At 67.9% G+C, this 25,707-nt stretch carries 23 protein-coding genes and 1 tRNA gene; 13 read left to right on the top strand and 11 right to left on the bottom strand.

What is annotated here, in order from left to right; all coding sequences use genetic code 11:
- Positions 1-114: 114 nt before the first annotated feature.
- Together OG867_RS16875 and OG867_RS16870 are read left to right on the top strand one after the other, a co-directional pair.
- Positions 115-2,382 carry a (Fe-S)-binding protein gene (locus tag OG867_RS16875; RefSeq protein ID WP_406286290.1) on the top strand — a complete coding sequence of 756 codons (2,268 nt, stop codon included), beginning with the start codon at positions 115-117 and terminating at the stop codon, positions 2,380-2,382.
- A 209-nt stretch (positions 2,383-2,591) separates the two neighbouring features.
- Positions 2,592-3,524 (top strand): Yip1 family protein, encoded by a 933-nt coding sequence (locus OG867_RS16870; RefSeq protein ID WP_328901007.1) that lies wholly within the window; start codon positions 2,592-2,594, stop codon positions 3,522-3,524.
- A 65-nt stretch (positions 3,525-3,589) separates the two neighbouring features.
- Here the strand turns inward: OG867_RS16870 and OG867_RS16865 are convergent, their stop codons facing one another.
- Together OG867_RS16865 and dcd are read right to left on the bottom strand one after the other, a co-directional pair.
- Complete coding sequence (locus OG867_RS16865; RefSeq protein WP_328901008.1) at positions 3,590-4,090, bottom strand: phosphoribosyltransferase; 501 nt, start codon at positions 4,088-4,090, stop codon at positions 3,590-3,592.
- Positions 4,091-4,097: 7 nt separating this feature from the next.
- On the bottom strand, positions 4,098-4,673 hold the full coding sequence (gene dcd, locus OG867_RS16860; protein ID WP_018102070.1) for a dCTP deaminase: 576 nt from the start codon (positions 4,671-4,673) through the stop codon (positions 4,098-4,100).
- A gap of 452 nt (positions 4,674-5,125) precedes the next feature.
- Here dcd and OG867_RS16855 point away from each other — a divergent pair.
- Positions 5,126-5,196, top strand: a tRNA-Gly gene (locus OG867_RS16855).
- Positions 5,197-5,429: 233 nt separating this feature from the next.
- Here the strand turns inward: OG867_RS16855 and OG867_RS16850 are convergent.
- From OG867_RS16850 to OG867_RS16830, 5 genes are all read right to left on the bottom strand, one after another.
- On the bottom strand, positions 5,430-6,584 hold the full coding sequence (locus OG867_RS16850; protein ID WP_383292831.1) for a helix-turn-helix domain-containing protein: 1,155 nt from the start codon (positions 6,582-6,584) through the stop codon (positions 5,430-5,432).
- A gap of 30 nt (positions 6,585-6,614) precedes the next feature.
- On the bottom strand, positions 6,615-7,265 hold the full coding sequence (locus OG867_RS16845) for a hypothetical protein (protein ID WP_406286286.1): 651 nt from the start codon (positions 7,263-7,265) through the stop codon (positions 6,615-6,617).
- Positions 7,266-7,418: 153 nt separating this feature from the next.
- Positions 7,419-8,558 carry a tyrosine-type recombinase/integrase gene (locus OG867_RS16840; protein WP_406286283.1) on the bottom strand — a complete coding sequence of 380 codons (1,140 nt, stop codon included), beginning with the start codon at positions 8,556-8,558 and terminating at the stop codon, positions 7,419-7,421.
- Complete coding sequence (locus tag OG867_RS16835) at positions 8,558-8,776, bottom strand: excisionase family DNA-binding protein (protein WP_406290991.1); 219 nt, start codon at positions 8,774-8,776, stop codon at positions 8,558-8,560. Before OG867_RS16835 ends, OG867_RS16840 begins: the two co-directional genes overlap by 1 nt.
- Positions 8,777-8,956: 180 nt before the next feature.
- Positions 8,957-9,445, bottom strand: coding sequence for a helix-turn-helix domain-containing protein (locus OG867_RS16830; protein WP_406286281.1), 489 nt, complete (start codon positions 9,443-9,445; stop codon positions 8,957-8,959).
- 295 nt (positions 9,446-9,740) lie between these two features.
- On the opposite strand from OG867_RS16830, the gene OG867_RS16825 reads away from it, so the two are divergent.
- The 4 genes from OG867_RS16825 (at position 9,741) to OG867_RS16810 (ending at position 14,410) form a co-directional block, all read left to right on the top strand.
- On the top strand, positions 9,741-10,943 hold the full coding sequence (locus tag OG867_RS16825) for a DUF3631 domain-containing protein (protein WP_406290989.1): 1,203 nt from the start codon (positions 9,741-9,743) through the stop codon (positions 10,941-10,943).
- A gap of 188 nt (positions 10,944-11,131) precedes the next feature.
- Positions 11,132-11,956, top strand: coding sequence for a DUF2637 domain-containing protein (locus OG867_RS16820; RefSeq protein WP_406286279.1), 825 nt, complete (start codon positions 11,132-11,134; stop codon positions 11,954-11,956).
- 229 nt (positions 11,957-12,185) lie between these two features.
- On the top strand, positions 12,186-12,710 hold the full coding sequence (gene mobC, locus OG867_RS16815; protein WP_406286277.1) for a plasmid mobilization relaxosome protein MobC: 525 nt from the start codon (positions 12,186-12,188) through the stop codon (positions 12,708-12,710).
- Complete coding sequence (locus OG867_RS16810; protein ID WP_406286275.1) at positions 12,707-14,410, top strand: relaxase/mobilization nuclease domain-containing protein; 1,704 nt, start codon at positions 12,707-12,709, stop codon at positions 14,408-14,410. The genes mobC and OG867_RS16810 overlap by 4 nt, the downstream gene beginning before the upstream one ends.
- A gap of 20 nt (positions 14,411-14,430) precedes the next feature.
- Here OG867_RS16810 and OG867_RS16805 read toward each other — a convergent pair whose 3' ends face one another.
- Positions 14,431-15,270: a DUF1932 domain-containing protein gene (locus tag OG867_RS16805; RefSeq protein ID WP_406286272.1), complete on the bottom strand. Its 840-nt coding sequence runs from the start codon at positions 15,268-15,270 to the stop codon at positions 14,431-14,433.
- A gap of 218 nt (positions 15,271-15,488) precedes the next feature.
- Here OG867_RS16805 and OG867_RS16800 point away from each other — a divergent pair, with 218 nt between their 5' ends.
- The 6 genes from OG867_RS16800 (at position 15,489) to OG867_RS16775 (ending at position 20,539) form a co-directional block, all read left to right on the top strand.
- Positions 15,489-16,718: a helix-turn-helix domain-containing protein gene (locus tag OG867_RS16800; RefSeq protein ID WP_406286268.1), complete on the top strand. Its 1,230-nt coding sequence runs from the start codon at positions 15,489-15,491 to the stop codon at positions 16,716-16,718.
- Positions 16,719-17,001: 283 nt separating this feature from the next.
- Positions 17,002-17,217: a hypothetical protein gene (locus OG867_RS16795; protein ID WP_406286265.1), complete on the top strand. Its 216-nt coding sequence runs from the start codon at positions 17,002-17,004 to the stop codon at positions 17,215-17,217.
- A complete protein-coding gene (locus OG867_RS16790) occupies positions 17,214-17,426 on the top strand; it encodes a hypothetical protein (protein WP_406286263.1) in 213 nt (70 codons plus the stop codon). Before OG867_RS16795 ends, OG867_RS16790 begins: the two co-directional genes overlap by 4 nt.
- A gap of 97 nt (positions 17,427-17,523) precedes the next feature.
- Positions 17,524-18,756: a hypothetical protein gene (locus OG867_RS16785; RefSeq protein WP_406290987.1), complete on the top strand. Its 1,233-nt coding sequence runs from the start codon at positions 17,524-17,526 to the stop codon at positions 18,754-18,756.
- A gap of 104 nt (positions 18,757-18,860) precedes the next feature.
- Complete coding sequence (locus OG867_RS16780; RefSeq protein WP_406286261.1) at positions 18,861-20,183, top strand: UDP-glucose dehydrogenase family protein; 1,323 nt, start codon at positions 18,861-18,863, stop codon at positions 20,181-20,183.
- A gap of 26 nt (positions 20,184-20,209) precedes the next feature.
- The gene (locus OG867_RS16775) at positions 20,210-20,539 is read left to right on the top strand and encodes a MazG-like family protein (protein WP_406286259.1); all 330 of its coding nucleotides are present in this window, start codon (positions 20,210-20,212) and stop codon (positions 20,537-20,539) included.
- 480 nt (positions 20,540-21,019) lie between these two features.
- Here the strand turns inward: OG867_RS16775 and OG867_RS16770 are convergent, their stop codons facing one another.
- The 3 genes from OG867_RS16770 to OG867_RS16760 all read right to left on the bottom strand — a co-directional run bounded on the left by OG867_RS16770 (position 21,020) and on the right by OG867_RS16760 (position 25,681).
- A complete protein-coding gene (locus OG867_RS16770) occupies positions 21,020-22,747 on the bottom strand; it encodes an ATP-dependent nuclease (protein ID WP_406286256.1) in 1,728 nt (575 codons plus the stop codon).
- Between the two features lie 99 nt (positions 22,748-22,846).
- A complete protein-coding gene (locus OG867_RS16765) occupies positions 22,847-23,179 on the bottom strand; it encodes a DUF4352 domain-containing protein (RefSeq protein ID WP_406286254.1) in 333 nt (110 codons plus the stop codon).
- Positions 23,180-24,373: 1,194 nt separating this feature from the next.
- A complete protein-coding gene (locus OG867_RS16760) occupies positions 24,374-25,681 on the bottom strand; it encodes an MFS transporter (RefSeq protein ID WP_406286252.1) in 1,308 nt (435 codons plus the stop codon).
- Positions 25,682-25,707: the final 26 nt, after the last annotated feature.

Raw genomic sequence — 25,707 nt, 5'->3', positions numbered from 1 at the left:
AGTTACTGCTTAGTAGTAGCGATACTCGTAGTCCCGGTGGTCACTGGAAGACGCAGTACCCGCTAGTAGACGCTGGATCGATCCCACCCTCGCCGCAGGCCCGAGGAGCCCCCAATGCAACTCGCCGCGATCATCGTGTCGCTGGTGCTGACCGTGGTCGGCGTTGCGCTCATCGCCCGAGCCGTCGCGCAGATCTACCGGTTCGTCACGCTCGGACAGCCGGTCCCGGCCGGCAGCCGCACCGACTCCGTGAAACAGCGCACGATCACCCTGGCCAAGGAGTTCGTCGGCCACACCAGGATGAACCGATGGGGCATCATCGGCATCGCCCACTGGTTCGTCGCCGTCGGCTTCCTGACCCTGGGCCTGACCATCGTCACGGCGTACGGTCAGCTGTTGAAGGCCGACTGGGTCCTGCCCGTCCTCGGCGGCTGGCCGCCGTACGAGGTGTACACGGAGTTCATCGCGCTCGCGACCACCGTGGGCATCCTCGTCCTCATCGCGGTCCGCCAGCTGAACCTGCCCTCCCGGGCCGGCCGCAAGTCGCGTTTCGCGGGGTCGAAGATGGGCCAGGCGTACTTCGTCGAGGCCGTCATCCTCGTCATCGGTCTCGCGATCATGACGCTCCGCGGCCTTGAGGGCGCGCTGCACCACGTGGGCGGCTACGAGGCCGCGTACTTCGCCTCATACCCGCTGGTCGCGGCGTTCAAGGGGCTCAGCCTCGGTACGCTCCAGAACCTCGTCTACCTCACCGCCATGATCAAGCTCGGCGTCACCATGGCCTGGGCGATCACCGTCGGCCTCAACACCAACATGGGTGTCGCCTGGCACCGCTTCCTGGCCTTCCCGAACATCTGGTTCAAGCGGAACGCCGACGGCGCGGTGGCGCTGGGCGCCCTGCAGCCGATGACCACGGGCGGCAAGGAGATCGACTGGGAGGACCCGGCCGACGACGCTGTCTTCGGCGTCTCCCAGGTCGAGCAGTTCTCCTGGAAGGGCATCCTCGACTTCTCCACCTGCACCGAGTGCGGCCGCTGCCAGTCGCAGTGCCCCGCCTGGAACACCGGCAAGCCGCTCTCCCCGAAGCTCCTGATCATGTCCCTGCGCGACCACGCGCACGCCAAGGCCCCCTACCTGCTGGCCGGCGGCGGCAAGGACATGGAGGGCGAGGAGAAGGCGACCGAGGAACAGCTGAAGGACGTTCCCGCGGCCGCCCTCGCGGAGGCCGAGCGCCCGCTGATCGGCACGGTCGAGGAGAACGGCGTCATCGACCCGGACGTCCTCTGGTCCTGCACCACCTGCGGTGCGTGCGTGGAGCAGTGCCCGGTCGACATCGAGCACGTCGACCACATCGTGGACATGCGCCGCTACCAGGTGATGATCGAGTCCGCGTTCCCGTCCGAGGCGGGAACCATGCTCAAGAACCTGGAGAAGAAGGGCAACCCCTGGGGGCTCGCCAAGAAGCAGCGCGTCGAGTGGACCAAGGAGGTCGACTTCGAGGTCCCGATCGTCGGCAAGGACGTCGAGGACCTCACCGAGGTCGACTACCTCTACTGGGTCGGCTGCGCCGGCGCCTTGGAGGACCGCGCCAAGAAGACCACCAAGGCTTTCGCGGAGCTGCTGCACATCGCGGGCGTCAAGTTCGCGATCATGGGCGGCGACGAGAAGTGCACCGGTGACTCGGCCCGCCGTCTCGGCAACGAGCCGCTGTTCCAGCAGCTCGGCGCGGAGAACGTGGCGATGCTGAACATGGCCTTCGGCGAGGACGATGAGGACGACTCGACCAAGAAGGCCAAGGCCGCGAAGAAGATCGTCGCGACCTGCCCGCACTGCTTCAACACGATCGCGAACGAGTACCCGCAGCTCGGCGGCGAGTACGAGGTCATCCACCACACGCAGCTGCTCCAGCACCTCATCGACGAGGGCAAGCTGATCCCGGTGACCCCGGTCGAGGGCCTGATCACGTACCACGACCCCTGCTACCTGGGCCGTCACAACAAGATCTACACGCCCCCGCGCGAGATCATCGCGAAGGTGCCGGGCCTCCGGAACGAGGAGATGCACCGCCACAAGGAGCGCGGCTTCTGCTGCGGCGCCGGTGGTGCCCGGATGTGGATGGAGGAGCGGATCGGCAAGCGCATCAACAACGAGCGCGTGGACGAGGCCCTCTCCCTCAACCCGGACATCGTCTCGACGGCCTGCCCGTTCTGCCTGGTCATGCTGACCGACTCGGTCAACGGCAAGAAGAACGATGGCAAGGCGAAGGAGTCCATCCAGGTCGTGGACGTCTCCCAGCTGCTGCTCGACTCCGTGAAGACCCCGGCCGACCCGGCGGGCGACCAGGAGTCGGCGGACGAGCCGGAGCCGGAACCGGCGAAGTAGCCGGACCTGCGTCACGGCGCGATGGAGCGGTCGGACCTGCCTCGGGGGCAGGACCGGCCGCTTCCGCGTTTCCCCGCCGCGTTTCCCTTCCGGGAGGGTGGGGAAGGCCCCCCGGGGTTCCCTTAGGGGATGTCACAGCTGGGCGTCAAAGGCCGGTACTTCCCCGGCCCCGGGCTCCCGTAACCGGCGGACCGGGTACGTTCGATGACGTGGCTGGATTCAGGATCGGACGCGGCCGGGACAACCGCACCCCGCAGCAAGGGCAACAGCAACCGCGGCAGCAGCCGTACGGCAATCAGGCACCGCCGCCGTACGGGCAGCAGCAATGGCCGCCGTCGGGAGGACAGAGCGCCCCGCACCACGCCGCACCGGGCTACCACGGCGGCGGTGCGTACCCCGCCGGCGGCGGCTACACCGGCGCCGGCCCCGATGAGCCGGAGTACTTCGCCGACCCGACGCCGTACCCGTATCCCCAGGGCCCCAACCCCGGCGACCCGTACGCGAACAATCCGGGCCACACGCAGGCGTTCCGCGTGGACGAGGAGCCGTACAGCGACGGCAACGCCTACCGCGCCGGCCACGCGCCCGCCGCCCCCGTGGGCCCGCGCCTGCACTGGAAGCAGCTGCTGAGCGGCATCGTGACGCGCCCCGGCCCGACGTTCTGGCAGATGCGCGACTACCCGGTCTGGGGCGCGGCCCTGACCGTGACATTCCTCTACGGCCTGCTGGCGCTCTTCGGCTTCGACCAGGCCCGCGACGACGCGATCCACGCCCCGGTCTCCAGCGCCGTTCCCTACGTCATCCTCACGGGTGTCTGCTTCGTGCTCGGCGGCCTGGTGCTGGGCGCGGTCACCCACACGCTGGCCCGCCAGCTCGGCGGCGACGGCGCGTGGCAGCCGACGGTGGGCCTGTCCATGCTGATCATGTCGATCACGGACGTCCCGCGCCTGGTCTTCGCGATGTTCCTGGGCGGCGAGAACGCGCTGGTCGTCATCCTCGGCTGGGTCACCTGGCTGGCCGCGGCGGCGCTCCTCACCTCGATGGTGAGCAAGTCCCACGACCTGCCGTGGCCGAAGGCGCTGGGCGCCTCGGCGATCCAGCTGCTGGCGCTGGTCTCGATCCTGAAGCTGGGCACGATCTGACGGCTGCGCGGTACGTACGCAAAAGGGCCCCGGGGCGACCGGGGCCCTTTCACGTACTCACGCGATCACGCGTCGAGAACCTGCCCACCGCGCCTTACGACGGGCTTCTCCACGCTCCACGGGAAGTTGATCCAGCGGTCGGTCTTCTTCCACACGTACTCGCACTGCACGAGCGAGTGGGACTTCTCGTAGATGACCGCGGACCGCACCTCGGCGACGTGGTCGATGCAGAAGTCGCGCACCAACTTCAGCGTCTTGCCGGTGTCGGCGACGTCGTCGGCGATCAGGACCTTCTTGTCCGAGAAGTCGATGACGTTGGGCACGGGCGCCAGCATGACCGGCATCTCCAGGGTGGTGCCCACGCCCGTGTAGAACTCCACGTTCACCAGGTGGATGTTCTTGCAGTCCAGCGCGTACGCCAGACCGCCCGCGACGAACACCCCGCCGCGCGCGATGCTCAGCACCACGTCCGGCTCGTACCCGTCGTCGGCCACGGCCTGCGCCAGCTCCCGTACGGCGTGCCCGAAGCCGTCGTACGTCAGGTTCTCCCGTACATCGTCGGTCATCGGGCCCTCACACCTGCGTCCGGTGGAAATTCATGAAGGAGCGCGACGCGGTGGGACCGCGCTGCCCCTGATAGCGCGACCCGTACCGCTCGGAGCCGTAAGGAAACTCGGAAGGAGAACTCAGCCGGAACATGCACAGCTGGCCGATCTTCATACCGGGCCAGAGCTTGATCGGCAGCGTCGCGAGATTCGACAGCTCCAGGGTCACGTGCCCGGAGAAGCCCGGGTCGATGAAGCCGGCCGTGGAATGCGTGACCAGCCCGAGCCGGCCGAGCGAGCTCTTCCCCTCCAGCCGCGACGCGAGGTCGTCGGGCAGCGAGATGACCTCGTACGTCGACGCCAGCACGAACTCCCCGGGGTGCAGGATGAACGCGTCGTCCCCCTCCGGTTCGACGGTGCGGGTCAGGTCCACCTGCTCGACGGCGGGGTCGATGTGCGGGTAGCGGTGGTTCTCGAACACCCGGAAATAGCGGTCGAGCCGCACGTCGATACTCGACGGCTGCACCATCGACGCGTCGAATGGATCAATGCGTACGCGTCCGGCGTCGATCTCGGCGCGGATGTCCTTGTCTGAGAGAAGCACCCACCGAGGATACGCAGAACGCGCGGGCCCGCCCTCATCGGGCCGCCCGCGCGCCTGTCATCCGTCACCCGCCGCCGCTACCGCCGCTCGAACACCACGGGCACGGCCTGCCGCAACCGAGCACACCGGGGACACCGGATGAGCCGCCCGGGCCCGATCCGCCCTGCCCCGAGCTGCTGCATCGGAAACGAGCTGGTAGCGAAAACGTGCCCTTCGGCACAGCGGACGACGGTGCGCTCCATGGAGTCCATCAAGTCCCTTCCCCATCAAGCCGTGGACGAGACCGCCACATTAGGGGATGAACAGGACCCCCCTCCACGCGGCACTCCGACACCCACGCTACGCCCCCAACTCCCGCCACACACACAGCCGATCCGGGACGCCGCCGAGAGGGGATCACGATGGGGTACAGTGTCCGAGGATGCGCCGCTGAATAAGCGGCCGCCGATTTCGCGGGTGTAGTTTAATGGTAGAACATGAGCTTCCCAAGCTCAGAGCGCGAGTTCGATTCTCGTCACCCGCTCTTTTCTCAAGCCCCAGGTCAACAGCCTGGGGCTTCATTGTTGTCTAGACCTCTCATGGTCTGCCGTGCCCTCCGCGTGCCCCAACTCAGGGATATGCCCTGCCGACAGGGCTGCCCCTGCACCACGCAGGTGGTGCAGGGGCAGCCCTGACACAGAAGGCGAGCACAACTTCGCTGTGACTCGCGCCACTTCCAACGGACGGACGATCCCTCCGCTCATGTAACGGTGAGTGTCAGCGCACGATGGAGAGCTGCGGCCTGCGGGAGGCAGTCGTAAGAGCGGCACCGCGCCCGCCCTCCTGGGCGACGACCACCAAGCCGAAGATCAGGTCGCTGAGGTCCGCCGGCCTCAGGTCGAGATCACGAGCGACTTCCGCCAGTGGGGTGCCTTCCGCTCGAAGGGCGGCGAAGACCTTGCCCAACACCTGGGAGGTCTCCCGCGTAAGTGTGCTCTGGGGTTCCGACTTCCGGTAGCCCATGCGGCTGAGCTCGACGCAGTGCGTGCGGTACTGCCATTCGGTGGTGAGGTTGAGTTCGTGCAGGCGGTGGGCGAGTGCCATGGCGGCAACTTTCCAGCGGCGCTTCGCCTGCAGGATCCAGGCGGTGCTCGGGTTGCGAGGGGCGTGCGCCAAGACGTCTGCGGCCGGCATGAGCAGGGCGGCCGCGAAGCGGTGCGCTTCTCCTTCGGCCTGGGGCCCATGGGGGACCTGTTCCTCGCCATGCAGAACAAGGTGGCCCAGCTCGTGTGCGGCGTCGAAGCGTCCGCGTTCGGCAGTCTTCCCGGTATTCAGCAGTACGAACGGAATGCCGCGGTCCCAGAAGGAGAAGGCGTCCACTTCCGGGCAGTCCCGGGACAACGAGAACACGCGCGTGCCGTGCGCTTCGAGCAGGTGAACCATGTTGGGGATCGGGACCACTCCCAATCCCCATCGAGTGCGAACCAGTTCGGCTGCGCGCTCGGCGGGACAGTTCTCGGCACCTGCCTCGCCGGGGAACACCGGTTCATCGTCGCTGCCGAGACGACTGAATGAGGTCAGCGACGGGAGGTCTGACGCCGGTAGCTTGAAATGAGCCCGGATCCAGTCCTGCAGAATCCGGGCGAGACGACCACTACTCAGTGCGATGTCCCGTTGTGAGGCCGTCATCTTACTGAGCGCCCTGAAGCTGACCGACTCGACGGGCAGGTCGGCAACCTCTTCAGCAACGAAGAAGGACTCTGGGAACTCCAGAGCCTCGGCAAGGCTGGCCAGGGAGGCCGGGGGAGGGTAGGCCCGGCCGTTCTCGTAGTCGGACAACCGGCGGGCGGTGAGTCCGACCATCTGGGCAAGACGGGTGACGGTGAGCCCGCGGCGCTTGCGCGCCAGGACAAGCCGGGATGCGGTGGTCATGGGAGTGCCAATGGGTTGTGGGGTAGACGATCAGCGGCCCAGACGCTCGATCGGAATGTCGATACCGTCTTCGCCGTCGTCGTCGTTCGGGAACGGATTGAAGCCCTCGAAGTCGATGTAGGGGAAGATGATCCGCTCGTGCCAGCTGTCGATCTTGCCACGGCTCCCCGGGTTGGTCGGCAGCGACAGCTCGTAGTAGAGCCGCGTGCCCGTCAGGGTGTTCACATGCTGGTACAGGAGGAACCAGGTCGGGATCCCCTCGCCGACTCCCTGAGGCTCAGATTCAGCCTCGTAGCCAGGGAACATCAGCTGCCGGTTGGTCTCAACTCGGCGGATGACCGCCGTGCCCTTCGAGTAGCGGGTGGCAGGGGTGAGCGCGGCGTAGCCGGTGGCCTTGTTACCGCTGGAGGCGGTGATGGCGAAGTCCTCTTCCGGCGACAGCAGGAGCGAGACGTTCTGAGGGCTCACGCTGCGCCATCCGTCAGGGATGTACGCCTCGCGCAGGAAGCGGATAGTCCTACCCCAGAAGATGTTGCCCGGGAGCGAGACCGGGTCGAGGGGCGTGCAGAAGTTGCGTTCCGCCTCAGCGCGCCGCAGCACGTTCTCGATGGTTTCGGCCGAGAGCCCCAAGTCTGCGAGACGGTTCTGGCCGCGTGAGTCCTCAACGTGCATGACTGCCATATTCAGCCCCTGACCACGGAGTACGATTTCCGGAAATCCTCCCTCATTCGAGGGAGAAAATCAAGAAGCACTGCTGGTCAGTCGACTGTCGTGCTTCGGCCATCCCCGGTCAGAGCTGATCGTGAATCGCTCTGACCGGGGACGTAACGGATCTCAGTCAGACTCGACGCGAGCCGCACGTACTCGCAGCTCACGGACCTTGGCGTCGATGCCTCCGGCGACCTCCTGCTGGCGGGCGTCGTCGGAGTGCTGGTAGATCATCGCGGCCTTCTCCGAGGACTGGCCGGCGCGGACCATCGTGTCCTTCAAGGTGGCGCCGGACTGGGTGGAGAGGGTGTGGCCCGTGTGCCGGAGGTCGTAGAAGCGGAAGTCCTCCGGCAGGCCGACCTTGACACGGGCCTTCGCCCACTTGCGGCCGAAGGTGGTCCGCCGGAGCGGGGCTCCCTTCTCCCCCACGAACAGCAGCCCGTCGGGCTCCTTCTCCGCGAACCAGTCCAGGTGCCGCTTGACCTCTATGCAGAGGAAGGCTGGCAGGTGGATGGTGCGGACACCGGCCGCGGACTTGGTGTCGCCCTCTGCGCGGCGGCCGGTGTTCAGCTCCGGAGCGGCCTCCGTGACCCGCACGGCGAGCGGGTCGAGGCTGACGGAAGTTCGGCGCAGGGCCGCCAGCTCCTCTGGGCGCATCGGGCCGTAGGCACCGAGGTACACCATCAGGCGCCAGCGGATCCCGATGGCCTCGGCGAGAGCGTCGACCTGCTCCACGGTGGCCGTCATGCGTTCCTTCGCCTTCTCGCTGCCGGCGCCCCTGATCCGGCACGGGTTGCGGCGGATCAGCTCGTCGTCCGCCGCCGTCTCCATGATCGCCTTGAGCAGGCGGTAGGACTTAGCGACGGTCGTGGCCCCGGTGGTGGCCAGGCGCTCGGCCCGCCACGTCCGCACCGTCGGCGGGGTGATCTCATCGAGATCCACCTCACCGAAGAACGGCAGGAGGTGCAGCCGCAGAAGGCGGCGGTAGAGCTCGTCCGTGGTGGCGGACAGGCCGCGCTCCACCACCCACTTCAAGGCGTACTCCTCGAAGTTGACCGCCCCAACCTCGGGGTCCACCCAGACGTTGCGCTGAATGTCCGCCTTGGTGAGGGTGAGCCAGTCCTGGGCGTCGGTCCTCGTCCTGAAGGTCTCCGGGGCGGTGCGCCGGGACCCGTCCGGCGCCCAGTAGCGGGCCTGCCAGCGTCCCGAGGGAAGCTGGCGTACCGTGCCGAACTCGCGCCGCCGCTGCGGCTTGCGGCCCGCCATCAGGCCGCCTTCTCGAAGCGGGAGCGCGCTTCGCGGATCGTGGGGACGGTGCGCTCTCCGACGTAGGCGGTCAGCACGCTGTCGGCGATGCGGACGTGCTTGCCGAGCTTCACGTAGCGGATCCGGCGCTCCTGGATGAGCCGGCGGATGAAGCGGACGCCGGTGCCGAGGCGCTCGGCGGCCTCGTCAACCGTGAGCAGGCGGTCGTTGTTGTTCACCTCCTTCGCCGGGCGGGGATGGGCGAAGGCGTGGGGTATCGCCGTCTGGCGCAAGCGGGGACCTCTCTTGGCCTCGGCAGGTGGGGCGGCAACCCCGGCCGGGCCGTTGTCGTTCAGGGATGGGATGGGCGCGTGGCCGGCCGGATCCTGGGGTTTGCGGTCCAGGGCGACCGGGGCGGGCTAAGACTGGGGTGGCAGGCCGAACTCCTCCTGGTTGATCTTCATGGTGCTCTCGGCGATGGCGTTGCTGACCATCACGTCGGCCGCCTCGCGGATGTCCGGGTGTTCGTCGAGGTAGGCGATGAGTTCGGCGTTGGCCCTGCGGTACGCATGCTGGGCTCTCTGGGCGGCACCGTTGGCGGCAACGACCGTGTCGATCAGCTCCATGGTGCGGCCGGCGGCAGCCAGGGCCGGTGGGCCGACGAGGTTGGAGAGCGAGACTCCGAACGCCTCGGCGAAGCCGATGGCCTCGTCGAGATTGATGCGGCGCTTGCCGTTCTCGATCCGCCACACCGCCGACGGGTTCATCTCGTAGCCGGCCTCGTTGAGACGGTCGGAGAGCGTGGTAGTGCTCCAGCCTCGCTGCTCGCGCTCGGCCTTGATCCGCTTGGCGGCGTTGTCCTCGCCCTTGAGCAGGACGCCCTCGGGCGCGTCCTCGTGGTCGTCCACGGAGGCCACTCTCCTTCCTAGTGCAGCGCGTCACTGCATTTCGCAGCACCGTAAACAGTACACCACATTCTGCCGCTTGCATAGCAGCTATGCACGTGGCATGGTTGTTGTGCTGGACCGCTGCTACCCGCAGGAGCCCTCCAGCACCTAGCCAGACATGCAAAAAGCCCCTCGGTGCTTGCGACACCGAGGGGCTCAAAGCGCAAACCTCACGCCGCCCATCCCTGAACGACTAGCTGCAAGGCCGGGATTGCCGTCCCGTATGGCCCGCAGATTGAGGAGCTCGATGTCCAGTATGGACGAAGCCACCCCGAACACGCCATCGCTACCCGTCGAGTGGCCGCCGACAGCGATCCCCGGCCAGCCGACCACCCCACCGACCGCCAGCGACCCCGAGGGCGTAGAGGTCCTGAACCTGGTCCGGGACACGATCCGGCGCTACGTCGTGATGCCGAGCGACGAAGCCCTGACCGCGACCACGCTGTGGGCAGCGGCGACCCACCTGCAGACGGTGTGGCAGCACGCACCGCGCCTGGCGGTGGTCGGGCCCGCCAAGCGGTGCGGGAAGTCGCGGCTCCTCGAGGTCCTGATCGAGACGGTCCATGAGCCGCTGATCACGGTCAACGCCTCCGCTGCGGCGATCTTCCGGTCGATCGGTGAGGGCGACCCGCCCACGCTCCTGGTCGACGAGGTCGACACCATCTTCGGCAGCGCGAAGGTCGCGGAGAAGAACGAGGAGATGCGCGGCCTGCTCAACGCCGGGCACCAGCGCAACCGCCCCACCCTGCGCGTCGCCGGCCCCAACCACGAGGTGGTCAAGTTCGACACCTTCGCCATGGCCGCCCTCGCCGGAATCGGCGACCTGCCCGACACGATCATGGACCGGTCGGTCGTCATCCGCATGCGCCGCCGAGCCGAGAGCGAGAAGGTCAGCGCCTGGCGCTACGGCCGCGACGACCTGGCAGTACGCGAACTCCGTACGCGGCTGGCGGCCTGGCTGGCCTCCGTACGTGAAAAGGCACTCGCCCTGGAACCGAAGATGCCGGTCGACGACCGCGCCGCCGACACCTGGGCACCGCTGGTCAGCGTCGCCGACCTCGCTGACGGACACTGGCCCATCCTGGCCCGTACCGCATGCACGGCCATGACGGACTACGAGTCCGGGCGCGACGAGGACGGCGGCCTGAAGATCCGCATCCTCGCCGACATCCGCCGCGCCTTCGCTTCCGAGGGCGACCAGCCGATGATCCGCACCGGCCGGCTGCTGGAGATCCTCAACCAGGACCAGGAAGCGCCCTGGGCCGAGCACAGCCCCAACGGGCTCACCCCGCGCGGCCTGCAGATCCTGCTCCAGGACTACGGCATCAAGTCGGCCAACCGCCGCTTCCCAGGCGGCAACCAGGCCAAGGGCTTCACACGCGCCCAGTTCACCGACGCCTGGACCCGCTACTGCCCGCCCGAGGCAGTCACCACCCTTCCGGCCGAGCCCGGCGCCTGACCCTCCCCGACTCGTCCCACTCGTCCCCGCGCAGGTCAGCGCGGGGACGAGTCACCGACCCGCAACGAGTCGACTCGACATCACCGCCCCACCCGTACCTGCCCTGACCAGCGACGGGACGAGTGGGACGACTCCCCACCGCTCACGGCCGCCCACGCCCCGGCGGCCACGCACCTGGAGCACCCCGCTTGACCACAACCGCCCGCACCGCCCCCGTGCCGGTTCCACTGGCCCTCGCCATCCGCGTCGGCGTAGCCCTCCTGGCCCTGGCGGCCTTCGCACTCTCTTACGACGCCCTGCGTCAGATGGCCGCTGCCAGCCACATCTACTGGCGGCTCACCTACGTCTTCCCGCTCGTGATCGACGGCTTCATCGCCATCGGCATCGGCGCCCTGCTCGTCCTGCGCAGCGCGCCGCTGAAACCCCGCCTGTACGTCTCGGCCCTGGTCGGCATCGCCACCGTCACCAGCATCTGGGCCAACGTCCTGCACGCCATCCGCCTCAACCAGCAGACCCGCCCAGCCGGGCTCGCCCTCGACGACATCACCGTCGGCGCCATCTCCGCCATCGCCCCACTCGCCCTCGCCGGAGCCGTCCACCTCTACCTCCTCGTCCAGCGCCACCCAACACACGCGGAGCCTCGCGACGAGGGCCGCCACATCACGGCGGCCGCCGCCCCAGAAGGGGGCGCGGCATCAGCCACCACGGAACCACCGTCAGACAACAACGTGGCCGAGCAGGCCGAAGAGGCCGAGCAGGCCGCCGAGCAAGTGGCCCAGCCCGAAGAGCCGTCCGCCAGGCATGGCGATCAGCAGCCGATGGCCACGTGGGAACAGGTGGTCGAGATCGGCCGTATCGCCCCCTTGGGCCGTAACGGCCGCGTCTCCCGCCGCCACATGGAGACGGCAATCCGCGACAAGGGGCTCAGGCCCGGCCGCCGCGAACGCCTTGAGAAGGCCAAGGCCCTGCTCCAAGCAGAGTGCGACCAATCCTCTGCCGGGGTCTCCGTGTAGACCTGCCGTCCTCCGCACACCAGACGCTCGCCCCGGAACTCCTCCGGGGCGAGACCACTTCCCCCGTCACCGCCTCGCACGATCAGAGAGCCCGCGCATGCACGAACAGCCCCTCCCCAGTTCCCCGTACGCCGCCCAGCAGCCGACATCCACCCCGGCCCCAGGCGGAGCAAGGTATGGCGTTGGACGGTCCAGGGGCCGGTCCAACGCAGGTGCCTCCGCCCCGGGGGTGGCGGAGGGCGTCGGACGCCAGGGGGCGCCCGAGCCGGATCAGCCCCTCGACGCCTCCAGCGCTGCCGTGTCGCCGACGCGTGCCGCCGAAACCGCCGCGCTCCACCGCGTCGCCCGCCGCCGCGACCGCAACGAGACCCAGCGCACCGCGCGCGTCGATGTCCGCTACAGCACCGAGGAGAAGGCGGACATCGTCGCCAAGGCCCGCTCGCTGAACATCGCCGCCGCCCACTACGTCGGCGCCGTCGTCATGGCCCACCTCAACGGGGACCTCGCCCTGCCCGGTCAGCGCACCCCGCTCGACGACTACGTCGACGAACTCACCACCCTTCGTGGCGAGGTCGCCCAGATCGGCCACAACATCAACCAGATCGCCAAGAAGCTCAACTCCGGCGACCTCCCTCACCCCGGCGACACCGCCACCTTGGCCCAGGCCGAACGCACCCTCGCCGCAGTCGGAACAGCCGTCCGCCACATCGCGGAGGCCACCAGCCGCGCCGTCGCCACAAAGAGCCACCGATGATCGCCAAGATCAGCAGCGGCAAGAGCACGGCCGGCCTCATCCGCTACCTCTACGGACCAGGCCGCGCCAACGAACACACCGATCCCCACCTCGTCGCCTCCTGGGACGGCTATGCCCCCGACCCCGGCCGCGCCGACGACATAGCGGCGGCCAGGCAGCAGCTCGTCGAGGACCTCGACCTACGCGTCAAGCAGGCTGACCGACTGGGCCGCGCCCCGAAGCAGCATGTGTGGCACTGCTCCCTCCGCGCGGCACCCGGCGACCGCATCCTCGACGACGCCGAGTGGGCGGACATCGCCCGCCGCGTCGTCACGGCCACCGGCATCGCACCGGCGGACGACCCGGACGGCTGCCGCTGGATCGCCGTACGCCACGCACCCGATCACATCCACATCGCCGCCACGAAGGTCCGAGGCGACTTGCGCCCCGCGCGTCACTGGAACGACTACCTCACCGCCGACCGCGAACTCGTTGCCATCGAGAAGGAATACGGCCTGCAGCAGGTCATCCGCGGCGACCGCACGGCCGCCAAACGGCCTCACCGCGCCGAACAGGAGAAGGCCGTGCGAAACGGCCAGGCCAAGGCTGCCCGCGAGCGCCTACGCACCGTGGTCCGTACAGCGGCGGCTGCCGCCACCGACACCGACGAGTTCCTGGGTCTTCTCACCCGCACCAAGAACGTGCTCATCGAGGTCCTGTACTTCCCGTCGGGAGAACCACGCGGCTACAAGGTCGCCTTGAAGAACGACCGGAACGCCAAAGCCGAGCCGGTGTGGTTCTCCGGTTCCACCCTGGCGCCGGACCTCTCCCTCCCGAAGATTCAGAGCCGTCTCGCCGCAGTGGAGGTTCCAGCATCCGCCATCGAGGAGCGACACGGTCCGCACGCATGGCATCAAGCCACCGCAGCCACCGAGCGCATCCCCCACCACCTCGACCAGCCGGACGCCGAGGCCGCCCAGGCACACCTGGCCGCCTTCGGCGAAGCGCTCGACGCCGTAGCTCTCACCGCGCCGCCGTCCATCCGTACCGAACTCCGCTCGGCAGCCTCAGCGTTCGAGCGGGCGACCCGTTCGCGCGTTCGCGCCGAGCACCACCACGCTCGTGCACTACGCGGCGCGGTCAAGGCGATGCTCCGCGAACCGGCGCCGAAGGACGGAGCCACTTTGGCGATGTTCCTCGACGCCGCGCTCCTCGTCGTCATCGCCGCCGCACGCTGGCACGACCGACGACAGCATGAGCAACAGGTCGCCGCGGCCCACGAGAGCCTGCTGCACCTCCAGGCCGCATACGACCACTCGGCAGCCACGCCCCTACTGGTCCTCGGCCAACGGCGACCGCCCCAGACTCTTGCAGACCAATACGCCCGGCTGATCCGACAGGCTGCCCCTACCCAAGCCCGTCAGGTCCTCGCCGACCCTGCCGCGCAGGCACTCATCACCGCGATGGCCGATGCAGAGGCTACGGGCCACGACCCCAAACGCCTGCTGCAGCAGGCAGCGGACGAGCGCGCTCTCGACGACGCCCGGTCTCCGGCCAGGACCCTGGCCTGGCGCGTACACCGACTCTCGCAGAGGCCCGCTCCCAGTCAGCGAGCTCTGGCGGCACAGGCTCGCAGCACCGTTCTGCACTCCATGCCTCCGCCGGCCCCCGTGACAGCGACCCCGCCCGCCGCTCCTACGTCTCGCTCTCGGCGGAGGTGACCGCCCTCGACATGAGGAGATCAGATCCTCTCTGACCGGAGCTGGGAGAGGACATGCGCAACCGGCAAGTCGTACTGGTCCCTGTCCTTCTCCCAGTGGGTGAGCACGCCAGCGGTGGCCTCCGCCAGGTCCGTGGGCAGGTCAGCCGCACGAAGCGCATCGGCGACCTCCTCCATCTCGGGTGCCCACCGCCAGGCCCGGGCCGCCACGCTCGGCAGGTACTCCGGATCGGAGAGGATCGCGGAGACCATGACCTCCGCTTCGGCCGTCAGCTCCTCGCCGACCCCATGGGCGTCGGCGAGCGCGTGCGCGACGCCGGCGAGCGTACGAGCGGCCTTCTGGTAACTGGCAAAGGCCATCTTCAGAGCGGAAGCGGAACCGACCACGTCACCGACCCGACACACGTGCAGGGCGGTGTCCGTGAACAACGACGCGACCAGGTCGACGGCGGAGCCGGACCCTGCGAGGTAGAGCCGTGCCGTACGCCCGCCGCCCGGTGGCTGACCGAAAACGGAACCGTCCACGACTACGGAGCCGGGGCGGATGCCCTCGGCGATCCGCTGTACGCGCTGAGGGCTGATGGCGTTCACATCGACGTACACCCCGTCGAAACCGTGCGCAGCTACCGCCGCGGCCACGTCCTCCGCCGCCTGCGGTGGGCAGACCGAGAGAACGACCGCGCTACGAGACAGAGCCTCCGCGAGCGAGTCACAGTCTGTGGCGCGGGCGTCCCTCGCACGGCGCCGCGTCTCCGCGCTGCGCTCCTTCGGCACCCACAGCACCTCGTGGCCGCCGCCGACAAGCTCGGCGCTGACCGCCGCGCCCATGGCCCCAGGGTGCAAGACGGTCACGACGGTCACTGGGCCTCCGGCGGAATGTGATGAGTGGATCTCATGATCCCCTGCCGTAGTGCAGCACAGCGGAGGACTCGGCGCCTGCTTCGGACGAACGACCGGTCGCCGGTGGCACGAGTTCTCTCTCACGCGGAGGCCGCGGCATGGGTACCGTGCAGAAGACGAACTCTGTACGGACAGGCCGGCGGTCGCGCCGGAACGTCCGGCGGCCGGGAGGTGTCCAGATGCTGGAGGAAGCCGAGGAGATCGGCAAGCGCGCTCGCCGGGCGAGGCTGCGGTTGGGCATGCCGCAGGCCGACCTGGCATCGGCCCTGGGGAAGTCGCAGGGCTGGGTGTCGAAGATGGAGCGTGGCCTGATCGAGCTGGACCGGGTCGGGCTCCTCAATCAGGTGGCCGCCGAGCTGCACGTCCATCCGAACGACCTGATCGGGCGCCCGTACAGCAACTCCCCCGACGACAACCAGTGGCAGGTCGCCGCCTCATCGATTCTGCGCGAACTGCGCCGCTACGACCTCGTCCCCGTCTTCGATGGGACTCCGCGACCCTCGTCGCAGCTGTGGCGTGAGGTGACCCGGCTGCACCGCCTGCGGGACACCGCTTCGAACGTGGCGATTCTCCGGGTTCTCCCCGACCTGTTCCGCGAGGCGCGTGCCCTGGCCGAGGAGTCGGAGGGGCACGAGCGGGAGGAGGCGTACGCCGTCTACGCCGTGTGCTGCAAGTTCGCGCACACCGCCGCCCATGCCCTCGGGCATCCCGAACTGGTCGCCATGGCGTGCGAGCGGGCCGCGTGGTCGGCCAGGCTGTCGGGGGACCCCGTGTTGCCCGCGGTCGCCGACTGGATGCGAGTCTGGGACATGTGGGCGACGGCTGACTGGACCGACGCCCTGACGCTCTCGGACAAGGCGATCACCTCGGTGGAGCAGGAGTACGACCGTGGCGAACCGCTGGCCGTACGGGCCTGGGGCACGCTGCAGCTGCGAGCTGCAGTATCCGCCGCCCGAGCCGGCCGCGCCTCGGAGGCCGAGGACCGGATCGGTCACGCGAAAGCTGCTGCCGAACGCATGGACGCGTACGTCGGAGCGCCGGTGTACGACCGGCACTCGCTGACCTTCTCCGCCGGGAACGTGCAGATCCACGCCATCAGCGTGGCTCTGGAGATGGGCAAGCAGGGCAAGGCCCTTGAGATAAACCGTCGTACCAGCCCAGACCTGGTCGGGTCGCTGCCCAACTCCCGTCAGGGGCACCACCACATGGATGTCGCGCGTGCCTGGCTGTGGGACGGGAACCGGATAAAGGCCCTGGCCGAGCTGGAGGCAGCCGAGCGGATCGCGCCCCAGCTCGTGCGGAATCATCCCATCGCCCGTTCGACGCTACGCAGCATCGTCTACGCGGAACGAGCAGTGACGCGGGAGAAGTTGCGGCGCATGTCCGACCGCTTCCACCTGGACGGATAGGGGTCGTATTCCTCCGGCTCATATTCGAGGGTCGTCGTGTCCCTAACTTCAGAGCATGACGCGACAACCCTCTCCACATCTCCCTTCGCAGGGAGCCGAGTTAGGTACGGCATCCCCCTTCGTTCCGCGGCTCGGCGACCTCGCCACCGACAGCGCCCGTGAGGGTCGTGTCGGTGTCGTGGTCGCCCTCCCCGGTGAGGGCTCCGCCACGACCTACCACTTGCGTCCGCCCGGAGGCGGAACCCAGTGGTCCGCGCCCGCCGACGGGACGACGCTCAGGCCCGTGCCGGCGAAGGCCACGCACGCGACGCTGGCGGGCCGGGACGCGGTCTACGACCGGAGGGCCCGGCAGGGCTCGGTCCCCGTCGAGTTCCACTTCGACGACGGCTCGACCCTAGACAGCGCACTCATCCTCACCACGGCGGAGCTGGAGCGGCTGTACGCGCAGACCAGCCGCCTCCTGGTGGCGCACGAGCGTGCTCTCGGCGGTGCCCCGTGACCGGGGCTCGACACCGCCGCGCCCGAAGCGCCGCATCCATCGTCCCGCAGCCCGACGGCGGGGACCGGCTCGCGCTCGTGTTCCTGACCGTCGTCGGCCTGGCCGGTCCGACATGGGCGCTGCACGAGCAGGCCACTCCGCTTCTCGACGGCGCCGACCACCGACCCTCTGCCATCGCAGCGGACGCGAGTCCGTCCTCGGACCGCTGAGGCCGCTCTGGCTCCAGCACAGCGCGATCCGTCTGCCGCGCAGCCGCACCCCGTCAGCCATCTGGAACATCCACGCGTGATTCTTCAGGGAGGAATCGTGGACATCCCGTACATCGTCATCGACCAGCTCGTCCCCGAGCAGCAGCGAGTCTGGAACACCTACTTCGGTGACGCCGACCGCCCCCGCTACATCGAGGAGGGCATCTGGCGCCGCACCCAGGAGAAGGACACCGCCGGCCAGTCCGGCTGGGCAACCTCCGACGACGCCCGGCGGCGGATCATTCACTACCGCTACCGGTACGGCCTGGTGCCCACCACAGCGGCACCGGCCATCGGCTTGACCGACCTGTACCTCTACCACTCCACGTCCGCCCCGGCCGACGAGATCGACGCGCACCATGACGCGCTCATGGACTCGCTCGCCGCCGGCGGTTGGAGAGAAGCACCCGGCGGCTTCTTATGGACCCGCCGGGACCTGAAGTGCCGCATCACCGAACACGACGTCCACCCCCAGGACGCGGCTGTCGGCCGCACGCTGCCCCCTGGCTACCAGAGCCTGGACGTGCAGATCGCCTCAGTGGCCTATGCCCCTCCGCCCGCAGTCCGGCAACTCCCGTGGAACGTGCTGTCCACCGGCATCCGACGCAAAGACCGCCCAGGCACGCCGACGCGCATCCCGGATCTGTCCGTGCTGACGGACCTGCGGCCGTTCCAGGTGGAGATCGGCTGCGGTACGTCGGTGGAGGCGGGCATCCCGCCCCTTCACCGGCTCCACGAGATCTACCGGGTCACAGACCGCCAGGGGCACGAACCACGTGAACACCGCTTCACACTCTCGCCGACGGCCGACACGCTCCTCCACGAGGTACTGACAGAGCCGGAGGAGAAGGCGGCGGAGTTCGTCGAGATGTTCCGCGCCTGCTTCCTCGCCGAGCCCACCCCAGCGATGGGGGCACTCAAGGAGCTGAAGGACGCCGGCCACCTCGTCGGGCCGGTCATCACCAACAACTTCGATGTTCTGGCCGCCCGTGCCGGGCTCGACGAGTGCTTCATGCGCCGGTACGACCAAGCGGTCCCCGATGTCGAATGGGTCGACGGCGCCAAGGCCCTCCTCGTCGTCGGTCTGCATGCCGACCGACGCAAGGTGCAGGCTCGCGCCCGCGAGCGGGGCATGCAGGTCGTCTACCTCGACCCGGAGGGCTTCTGGCACGACGGCGAGTTCATGTCGTACCCGCTGGAAGGGCCCCAGGACGGTGACCTTGTGTGCCGGGCCACCGCCGCCGAAGCTCTGCCCTACCTCGTCAACGTCCTGAAGCCGCAGCGAGGTTGACCCACCTGCACAAAGAGGGTCGCGACGGGTGCGGGCGCTAGCGTGGCGCACCCGGCCGGCCCGGACTCACCGGGCGGGCGAGTACAGGGAATGGAGCGTCGACCATGCGCGTATCCGTCATCGGCTGCGGTCACCTGGGCATCCCCCACGCAGCCGCCATGGCCGAGATCGGCCACGAGGTCATCGGCGTGGACCTGGACCAGTCGAAGATCGACCGCCTCAACGCTGGCGAGTGCCCGATCTACGAGGAGGGCCTGCCGGAACTCCTGGCTACGCACACCGCGTCCGGGCGGCTGCGGTTCACCACCAGCCTCGCCGAGGCGGGCGAGTTCGCGGACGTCCACTTCCTCGCGGTGGGCACGCCGATCGACGCGGACGGGCGGAGTTACGACACCGGGCAGGTCTTCGGCGCCGCCCGCGCGCTGGCCCCGCACCTGACTCGCCCGACGGTGATCATCGGCAAGTCAACGGTGACGGTCGGGACATCCCGAGATGTCGGCGCACTTCTGGCCCGGCTCTCTCCGGCCGGGGAGAACGTGGAGGTCGTCTGGAACCCGGAATTCCTGCGCGAGGGCCATGCCATCGACGACACCCTGCGCCCCGACCGGATCGTGGTCGGCGTCCCCTCGGCCCGCGCCGAGGACGTCGTACGCCATGTGTACGCGCCGCTCCTGGCCGACGGCATCCCGCTGTTCGTCACCGACCCGGCCACGGCCGAGCTGATCAAGGGCGCGGCGAACGCGTACCTCGGCATGAAGATCTCCTTCATCAACGGCGTCGCCGACATGTGCGCCGCGGCGGGGGCCGACGTCCAGCAGCTCACCGAGGCCATCGGAGTCGACCCGCGCATCGGCCGCGGCGGCCTGAACGCCGGCCCCGGCTACGGCGGCGGCTGCCTCCCCAAGGACGTCCGCGCCTTCACCGCTTCTGCCCGCACCTTGGGCGCCACGGAGGCCGCGACCCTGCTGCGCGCGGCGGAAGAGGTCAACGAATCACGCCCCACCGCCGCGCTGAAGCTCATCGAGCAGACCCTCGGCCGCCCGGTTGACGGCGTACGCGTGACCGTGTGGGGCGCCTCCTTCAAGGCCGGCACCAACGACGTACGCGAATCCCCGGCCCTGGCGATCGCCGCGCTGATGCACCAGCGCGGCGCCACGGTCACCATCCACGACCCGCACGCCGTACCCAGTGCGCTGCGCCGCAACCCCGAACTCGACTACGCCGACACCCTCGACGCCTCCGTCCAGGACGCCGAACTGATCGTCCTGGCCACGGAGTGGCCCCACTTCCGCGAGGCCGACCCCAAGGCCCTCGCCCCACTGGTCGCGGCCCCGGTCCTCGTCGACCTCCGCAACCTCATCGACGCCGACGCCTGGCGCATGGCCGGATGGACCGTACGCCAGCTCGGACGCCCCGCACAGGAATAACCGAACCCATCGATCGGAGGTCCGACGTGGACACCCTGTGGGACAACATCGAGAAGCTCTCCGCCGTCTGCCGAGCGGCAGGCGCCCACCTCCCCGACGAGGAGCTCAAGGCCCTTCAGGTCGGCAAGGTCGCCGAGGAAGCGGGCGAGGCCATGCACGCCCTCCACGGCCTGAAGGGCCTCACCACCTGCGACGACAACCACACCTGGTCCGAGGTCCAGAACGACCTGGTCGGCGCCGTCATCGCCGCCCTCCTGGCGATGCACTACATCGACCCCACAGGCGCCCGCGCCACCTTCGACGAGATCTTCCACCGCAGGACGCGCAGGGGCCGCGAGGCCGCTGCCGCGGCCTGACGGCCTCCGGATGTGGCCGTCGACCGCTCCGGTTGGACGCGGGCGGCGGCCACGTCCGGCACACAAGCTGCGTCGGGCACCTGCTCCCAGCGCGGTAGAACTTTCCCTACCTCATCAAGACCCGCGCACGGCGCGGGCGCGCGCCGCCTCAGCGGCGCGGCCTGCCTCTGTCTTCGCCCCGGCTGGCCGCGCCCGGCGGCGCGCTACGTGCTGCGGGCAGAAGGTGGGGAAACCCGCTTCGGCTGGGGCGGCCGGCTCCACGGCTTTAGCCACCTCCCCGGGTCGGGTCCCGCGTCGAGCAAGACCAGGGGGCCACTCGTTCAAATTCCTGGCAGGATCACAACCTGCCCAAGTTGCGGGCCAGCGTACGGCCCCCTGATCATGCTCGACCCCAAACCGGGCAGGACACCGACCAAACCCGCTCCGCCGACCTTGCGTTGCATTTTGAGCCCACTAGGGATGGTTCCTCCTCACGCCGAACTAACTCATCTCCGAGAGTCGTCTCGTCAACTCTAGAAGTAGCGATTCAATACTTCCCGACCGATTGGGGTGAAGCGCGTTTCCCGGATTCGCCACCACTAGCCCTGAAACCACCGCCTTAACATCAGCGCTGACTTTAGAATCATAAATCTTCCCTTGTGCACGAAATGTATTTTCGATTCGCTGACCCCACTTCCCCTTTCCTTTTTTGAATTCTGCAGCGTCCAGCGATACACCAAACTTCTTCAGAATATCAGCGGCATACAATTCGACCCTTAGGGCATCTTCGAACTCCGACTCCTTCAGGGAAGGGACAATTACATAAGTTTCCTCCCGGCCGGTCAACAAGCCAGCGTCACGCGCCTTCTCCCCAGCAGTCAGTCCCGCTACGTCATGGTCGAGAAGGACGTGATATTGACAAAGCTGCTGCCTCAAGTTATCCAGCTTCGGCAAAAGGTTGGAGGCGCCTTTCAGGTAATCCAACGCGAGCGCCCCACTGGAGACATGCGAGGAAAATTCTGAATTTCTGTGCTCAATAATCGCGGTAAGAGAATTCGCGTCCGTCGCGCCTTCCAGAACGAGAACGAGGTTAGCTGAGGCTAGATTGTCTGATGTCCTGACCCCCAGAGCCTCCCTAAGCTCCCTTACGCTTTTTGCGGCGGTAGCCTTACTCCCTCGCACGATAATGTTATTCTCAATTCTGAATCTGTCAACCAGCAATGGGCTATGAGTCGTGTAAATGACCTGTTGCTTTGCGGCGATTTCGTTCACCACTTGCCTGAGCCTGTGCACTGCACTCGGGTGCAAATGCGCTTCTGGCTCTTCGACTGCAAGAATTAGGGAGCGCCTACCACTGTCTGCGACCTCTCTCGCAATCGCAAGGGCGGCGAGGCTTTGAACTCCATCTCCCTTGAATCGTAGGTCAGTCTCCGTACCGTCGTCTACCAGCACCTTGGTCTCGTTGATCAAGCCGTCCAGAATTTCACCCTCTGTGAGTTCTATTCTGACGCCGCGCACATCCGGGATGAAGTCCCTGAGGATCTCGCCCAGTTCTTCCGCCACGGGCTCCAATGACTCTGAGACCGCCTTAGAAAGTTGCCGAGTAAGGCTCTCGTACTGATCGGTGTCGAGAACTTCAGAGATTCGATCCCGCAACATTTCGCGGATCATTTCGTTAGCTTCATCGGCAGTTCTGACGGATTGCACGTACTCAATATGAAGACGGCGTCCGACGAAGTTGGCAACTTGCGCGGCCTTCGCATTCAGCGTCTCCCTCCCCGGGCCCTGCTTGCGAACAGTGAACTCGGCATACTTATTAAGCGTCAAACGTATCGGCAGTTCGGTTTTGAGGCTGACGCCGACTCTTCGCTTAAACTCCGCTTGCTCCTCATCCGACAATCTAAACCAGAAGTCGATAATCGTACTGCCGCCAGGCGTTCTTTCCTGGGCGTCTTTGGGGTAGTCGTCGAACCAGCTATACGAAGTGCCAGTTCGGACGCGTGTGCTCAGGGCTCGAGAAGGAGTCCCTAGAATTCCGAACCGACGCAGAATCCTCATCCCCGTTACTGCGGCTCGAAGGATGTTCGATTTACCCTCGTTGTTGGGCCCTACAAGAACCGCAAGTTCACCAAAGTCCAAACGTGGCGTTTGCTTGATCGATCGATAATTTTTAACAGACAGACCGGCAAGATGCATTGGTAAAACTTCTCCCTTACGCAAGTCGTTCACATCGCGAGAATTAGGGCTGCGGCCTATTCCTGTGGCTCTACTCCTGCTCACCCCCGGGCTTTCGCCCCATCACGGGACGCCTTGGCCGTCAACGAAGCACTACTTCGCCGGCACCGCCCACTCGACGGGGTCGATCTCGCCCCCCTGGTAGACGATCCGATCCGGCCGCTGCCCCTTCTCCACCACGAACGGAATCTTTCCGCGCAGGAAGTCGCCCGGCCACAACGTGCCCCCATCCACAGGGTATTCCGGCTTCGGTAGACCAGAGCCGATCAGTCCCCTCGTCTCGATACGAGTGTCGTCCGGGAAACCGAGCGGCCACGGGGCCTGTGACACCGTGATGTCGTCGCCATTCTCATTGCAGACCTTCACCTCGACGGCAATCCACTCGGGGTTCTCCACAGAGATCGCGTCAGCGGGCCAGTTCTTCACGGAGACGGGCTTTCGTAGCCGACGACAGTGCTGATGCCGCTGGTCTCGACGTTCTCCGTGGTGGCGGGGTGTTTCCACTTGTACGGCTCGCCGATGGACAGCGCGGTCGGCTGGGCTGGCGGACGGCGAGGCAGGGGACGATTCGGCGCCTGGTGCAGGGCTCGGTTCGCGGCTAGCCTTGCTATCTGTGCGGGAGTCAGTGCCGCCGCAGCCAGCCAGCAGCGTGGCGGATACGGCGGGGAGCAGGGCGGCGGAGGTGCGCATGGTTCCCCCAAGGATGTGCGGATCGTGGTCGCATCATCCAGCCTGTGCAGATTTTGGGGAACCAGTGTGACGAAACGGTGACGCTCGCGAGCGACAGGCCGAAGTGGGCGGACCTTGCGGATGGCCCGCTGCCACTGCGCCCGCACCGAAATTCCTCCCGGCCCTGACATCCACGGTTGACATCAACGGCGTCGCACAGTCACATCCTTGAGCGACCCACCGTGGCAGTAGTAGGGCCTGGCCTACCTGCGGCATAGAACCAATGGCCGAACTTACAAGGGAGCGCTCGCCCTCCCAAGCTCAGGTGAAGGGTGAAATCTGCCGGCTTCCCAAGTGCTCGAGTGTGGCTTCAACGCATGCCTCGGCGGACGACAGGTCAGTCCTGAAGAACCCCCTCCTGACCTCCGACAGCGACGACATGACCCAGCTCTGCGGCAACCAGGTCCGCATCATCCCTCTCTGACGAGCCGGTCCACCCCGAGCACACCCCCTCGCAGGGTCTGCCGCACCCCTAGCCTCGTGCCCCATCCGTGCCCAGCAGAGCGGACAACAGCGGTCAGGTGCAGCCTCCAGAGACCATGGCGCCCGCTGCTTCCTCGCAAGAAAGCGCAGCTCAGAGCCCTTCCTGAGGCTCAAGCACCGGTGATTCCCAAGCTCAGAGCGCGAGTTCGATTCTCGTCACCCGCTCCATGCAAAAGCCCCAGGCCAGCGGCCAGGGGCTTTCTGTCTGGACCCCTCGGCGGGCGCGAGAGGTTCACGGCGATCCTCGGTGGCTGGGAGACATGGATGGCCCGCCGCAACCCCGCGATCACGACCACCCTCCTCGGCCTGAAGTACGCCGGCGCCGCCATCAGCCGCCTGACGACCTGAGCGCCGGTGCCGGGGCTGCCCGGCGGCCATGCCGCGCGTGCCCCGCCCGCGGGGACCGGCTCACCGGGCCTCCCGGAGTTCTCGTACCGCCCAGCGAGCGGTTGCGGGGAGGGCGAGTGCCGCGCCGGCGAAGAGGGTGGCCAGAGCCGCCCAGCCCACGATGCCGTGCGGGAGGACGAACGCGGTCAGCAGGCCGGGGCCCAGTGCCTGGCTCACGGAGATCCCGGTCTGGTAGATGCCCTGGTACGTGCCCTGCGCGTGATCGGGTGCCAGGTCGTAGGAGAGGGTCCAGCTGCCCGCCTGAGAGACGACCTCGCCGAGGGTGAGCAGGACGACGGCGGCCACGAGAACCACCGTGGCCGTGAACGGTGAGCGGTCGGCGGAGCACGCGACGGCGAGACAGGCAGCCGCGACCAGGAGGCCGCCACGCCGGAATGCGCGCGCGGCCTGGACCGGGCCGGTGACACCGCGGGCAGCCCGGACCTGAAGGGCGACGACAAGGGCGGTGTTGATGACGAGGAGCCAGCCCACCATGGCCTGCGGCGCACTGGTACGGGTGAGGAGCCACAGCGGCAGCCCCACTTCGAGAACGACGTAGAGGGTGTTCACGATCGCGTTGAGCGCGGTGACGGCGAGATAGGGCACGTCGCGAAGCGGGTGAGACACGTGGCGACCGGACTCAAGTACGGGGGCGCCTCGCCGGGTTGTTGCTGCCCGGGCTGTCCGGGGCGGCTGCGCGGGTGCCGGACGGGTCGGCGCGGGAATCGCGCGCAGCGGGATCAGCGCGAGGAGGAACACGGCGGCACTCAGGCAGACCGCCCCCCGGTAGGCCGCATCGGTGTCGAAGACGATGACGACCGATCCGAGGGCGGCGCCCGCTCCGATGCCCACGTTGTTGACCGCCCGCAGCAGCGCCAGGGCACGGGTGCGCAGGTCAGGAGGGAGGACGTGCGCGTACAGGGCGCCGCGCGCAGCGGCGTTGGCGCGGCTGCCGGCCGTGGCCAGGCAGGCCAGGGCAAGGAAGACCGGGAAGGAATCGGCGACGGCGTACAGCGCGATCGCGGCTGCCTGCAGGAGGTGCAGGCAGGTCAGGACGCTTTTCGCGTTCCAGCGATCGCACGCGCGGCCGGCGGGGAGGGCGGCGACGATCCCGCACAGTCCCGCCACCGTCAGCGCCAGCCCGACCCGCTCGACGGAATACCCCAGTCCCCGGGTGAACCACAGGGTGCTGATGGTCAGGAAAAGCCCGTTGCCGACGGCGTTGACCGACAGCAACGCGGCGAGCCCGCGCACGGTCGGGTCGCCGCTCAGCCGGGGAGTCGGGGCGGGAGTGGCCGGGATCGGCGCCGAGGTGGTCTTGGTGGTCATGGCCGCCAGCACACCTTCGGCCTGGT

The sequence above is a fragment of the Streptomyces sp. NBC_00209 genome (genome assembly GCF_045206345.1).
Taxonomy (GTDB): domain Bacteria; phylum Actinomycetota; class Actinomycetes; order Streptomycetales; family Streptomycetaceae; genus Streptomyces.
This window is presented reverse-complemented; position numbering and strand designations above follow the sequence as displayed.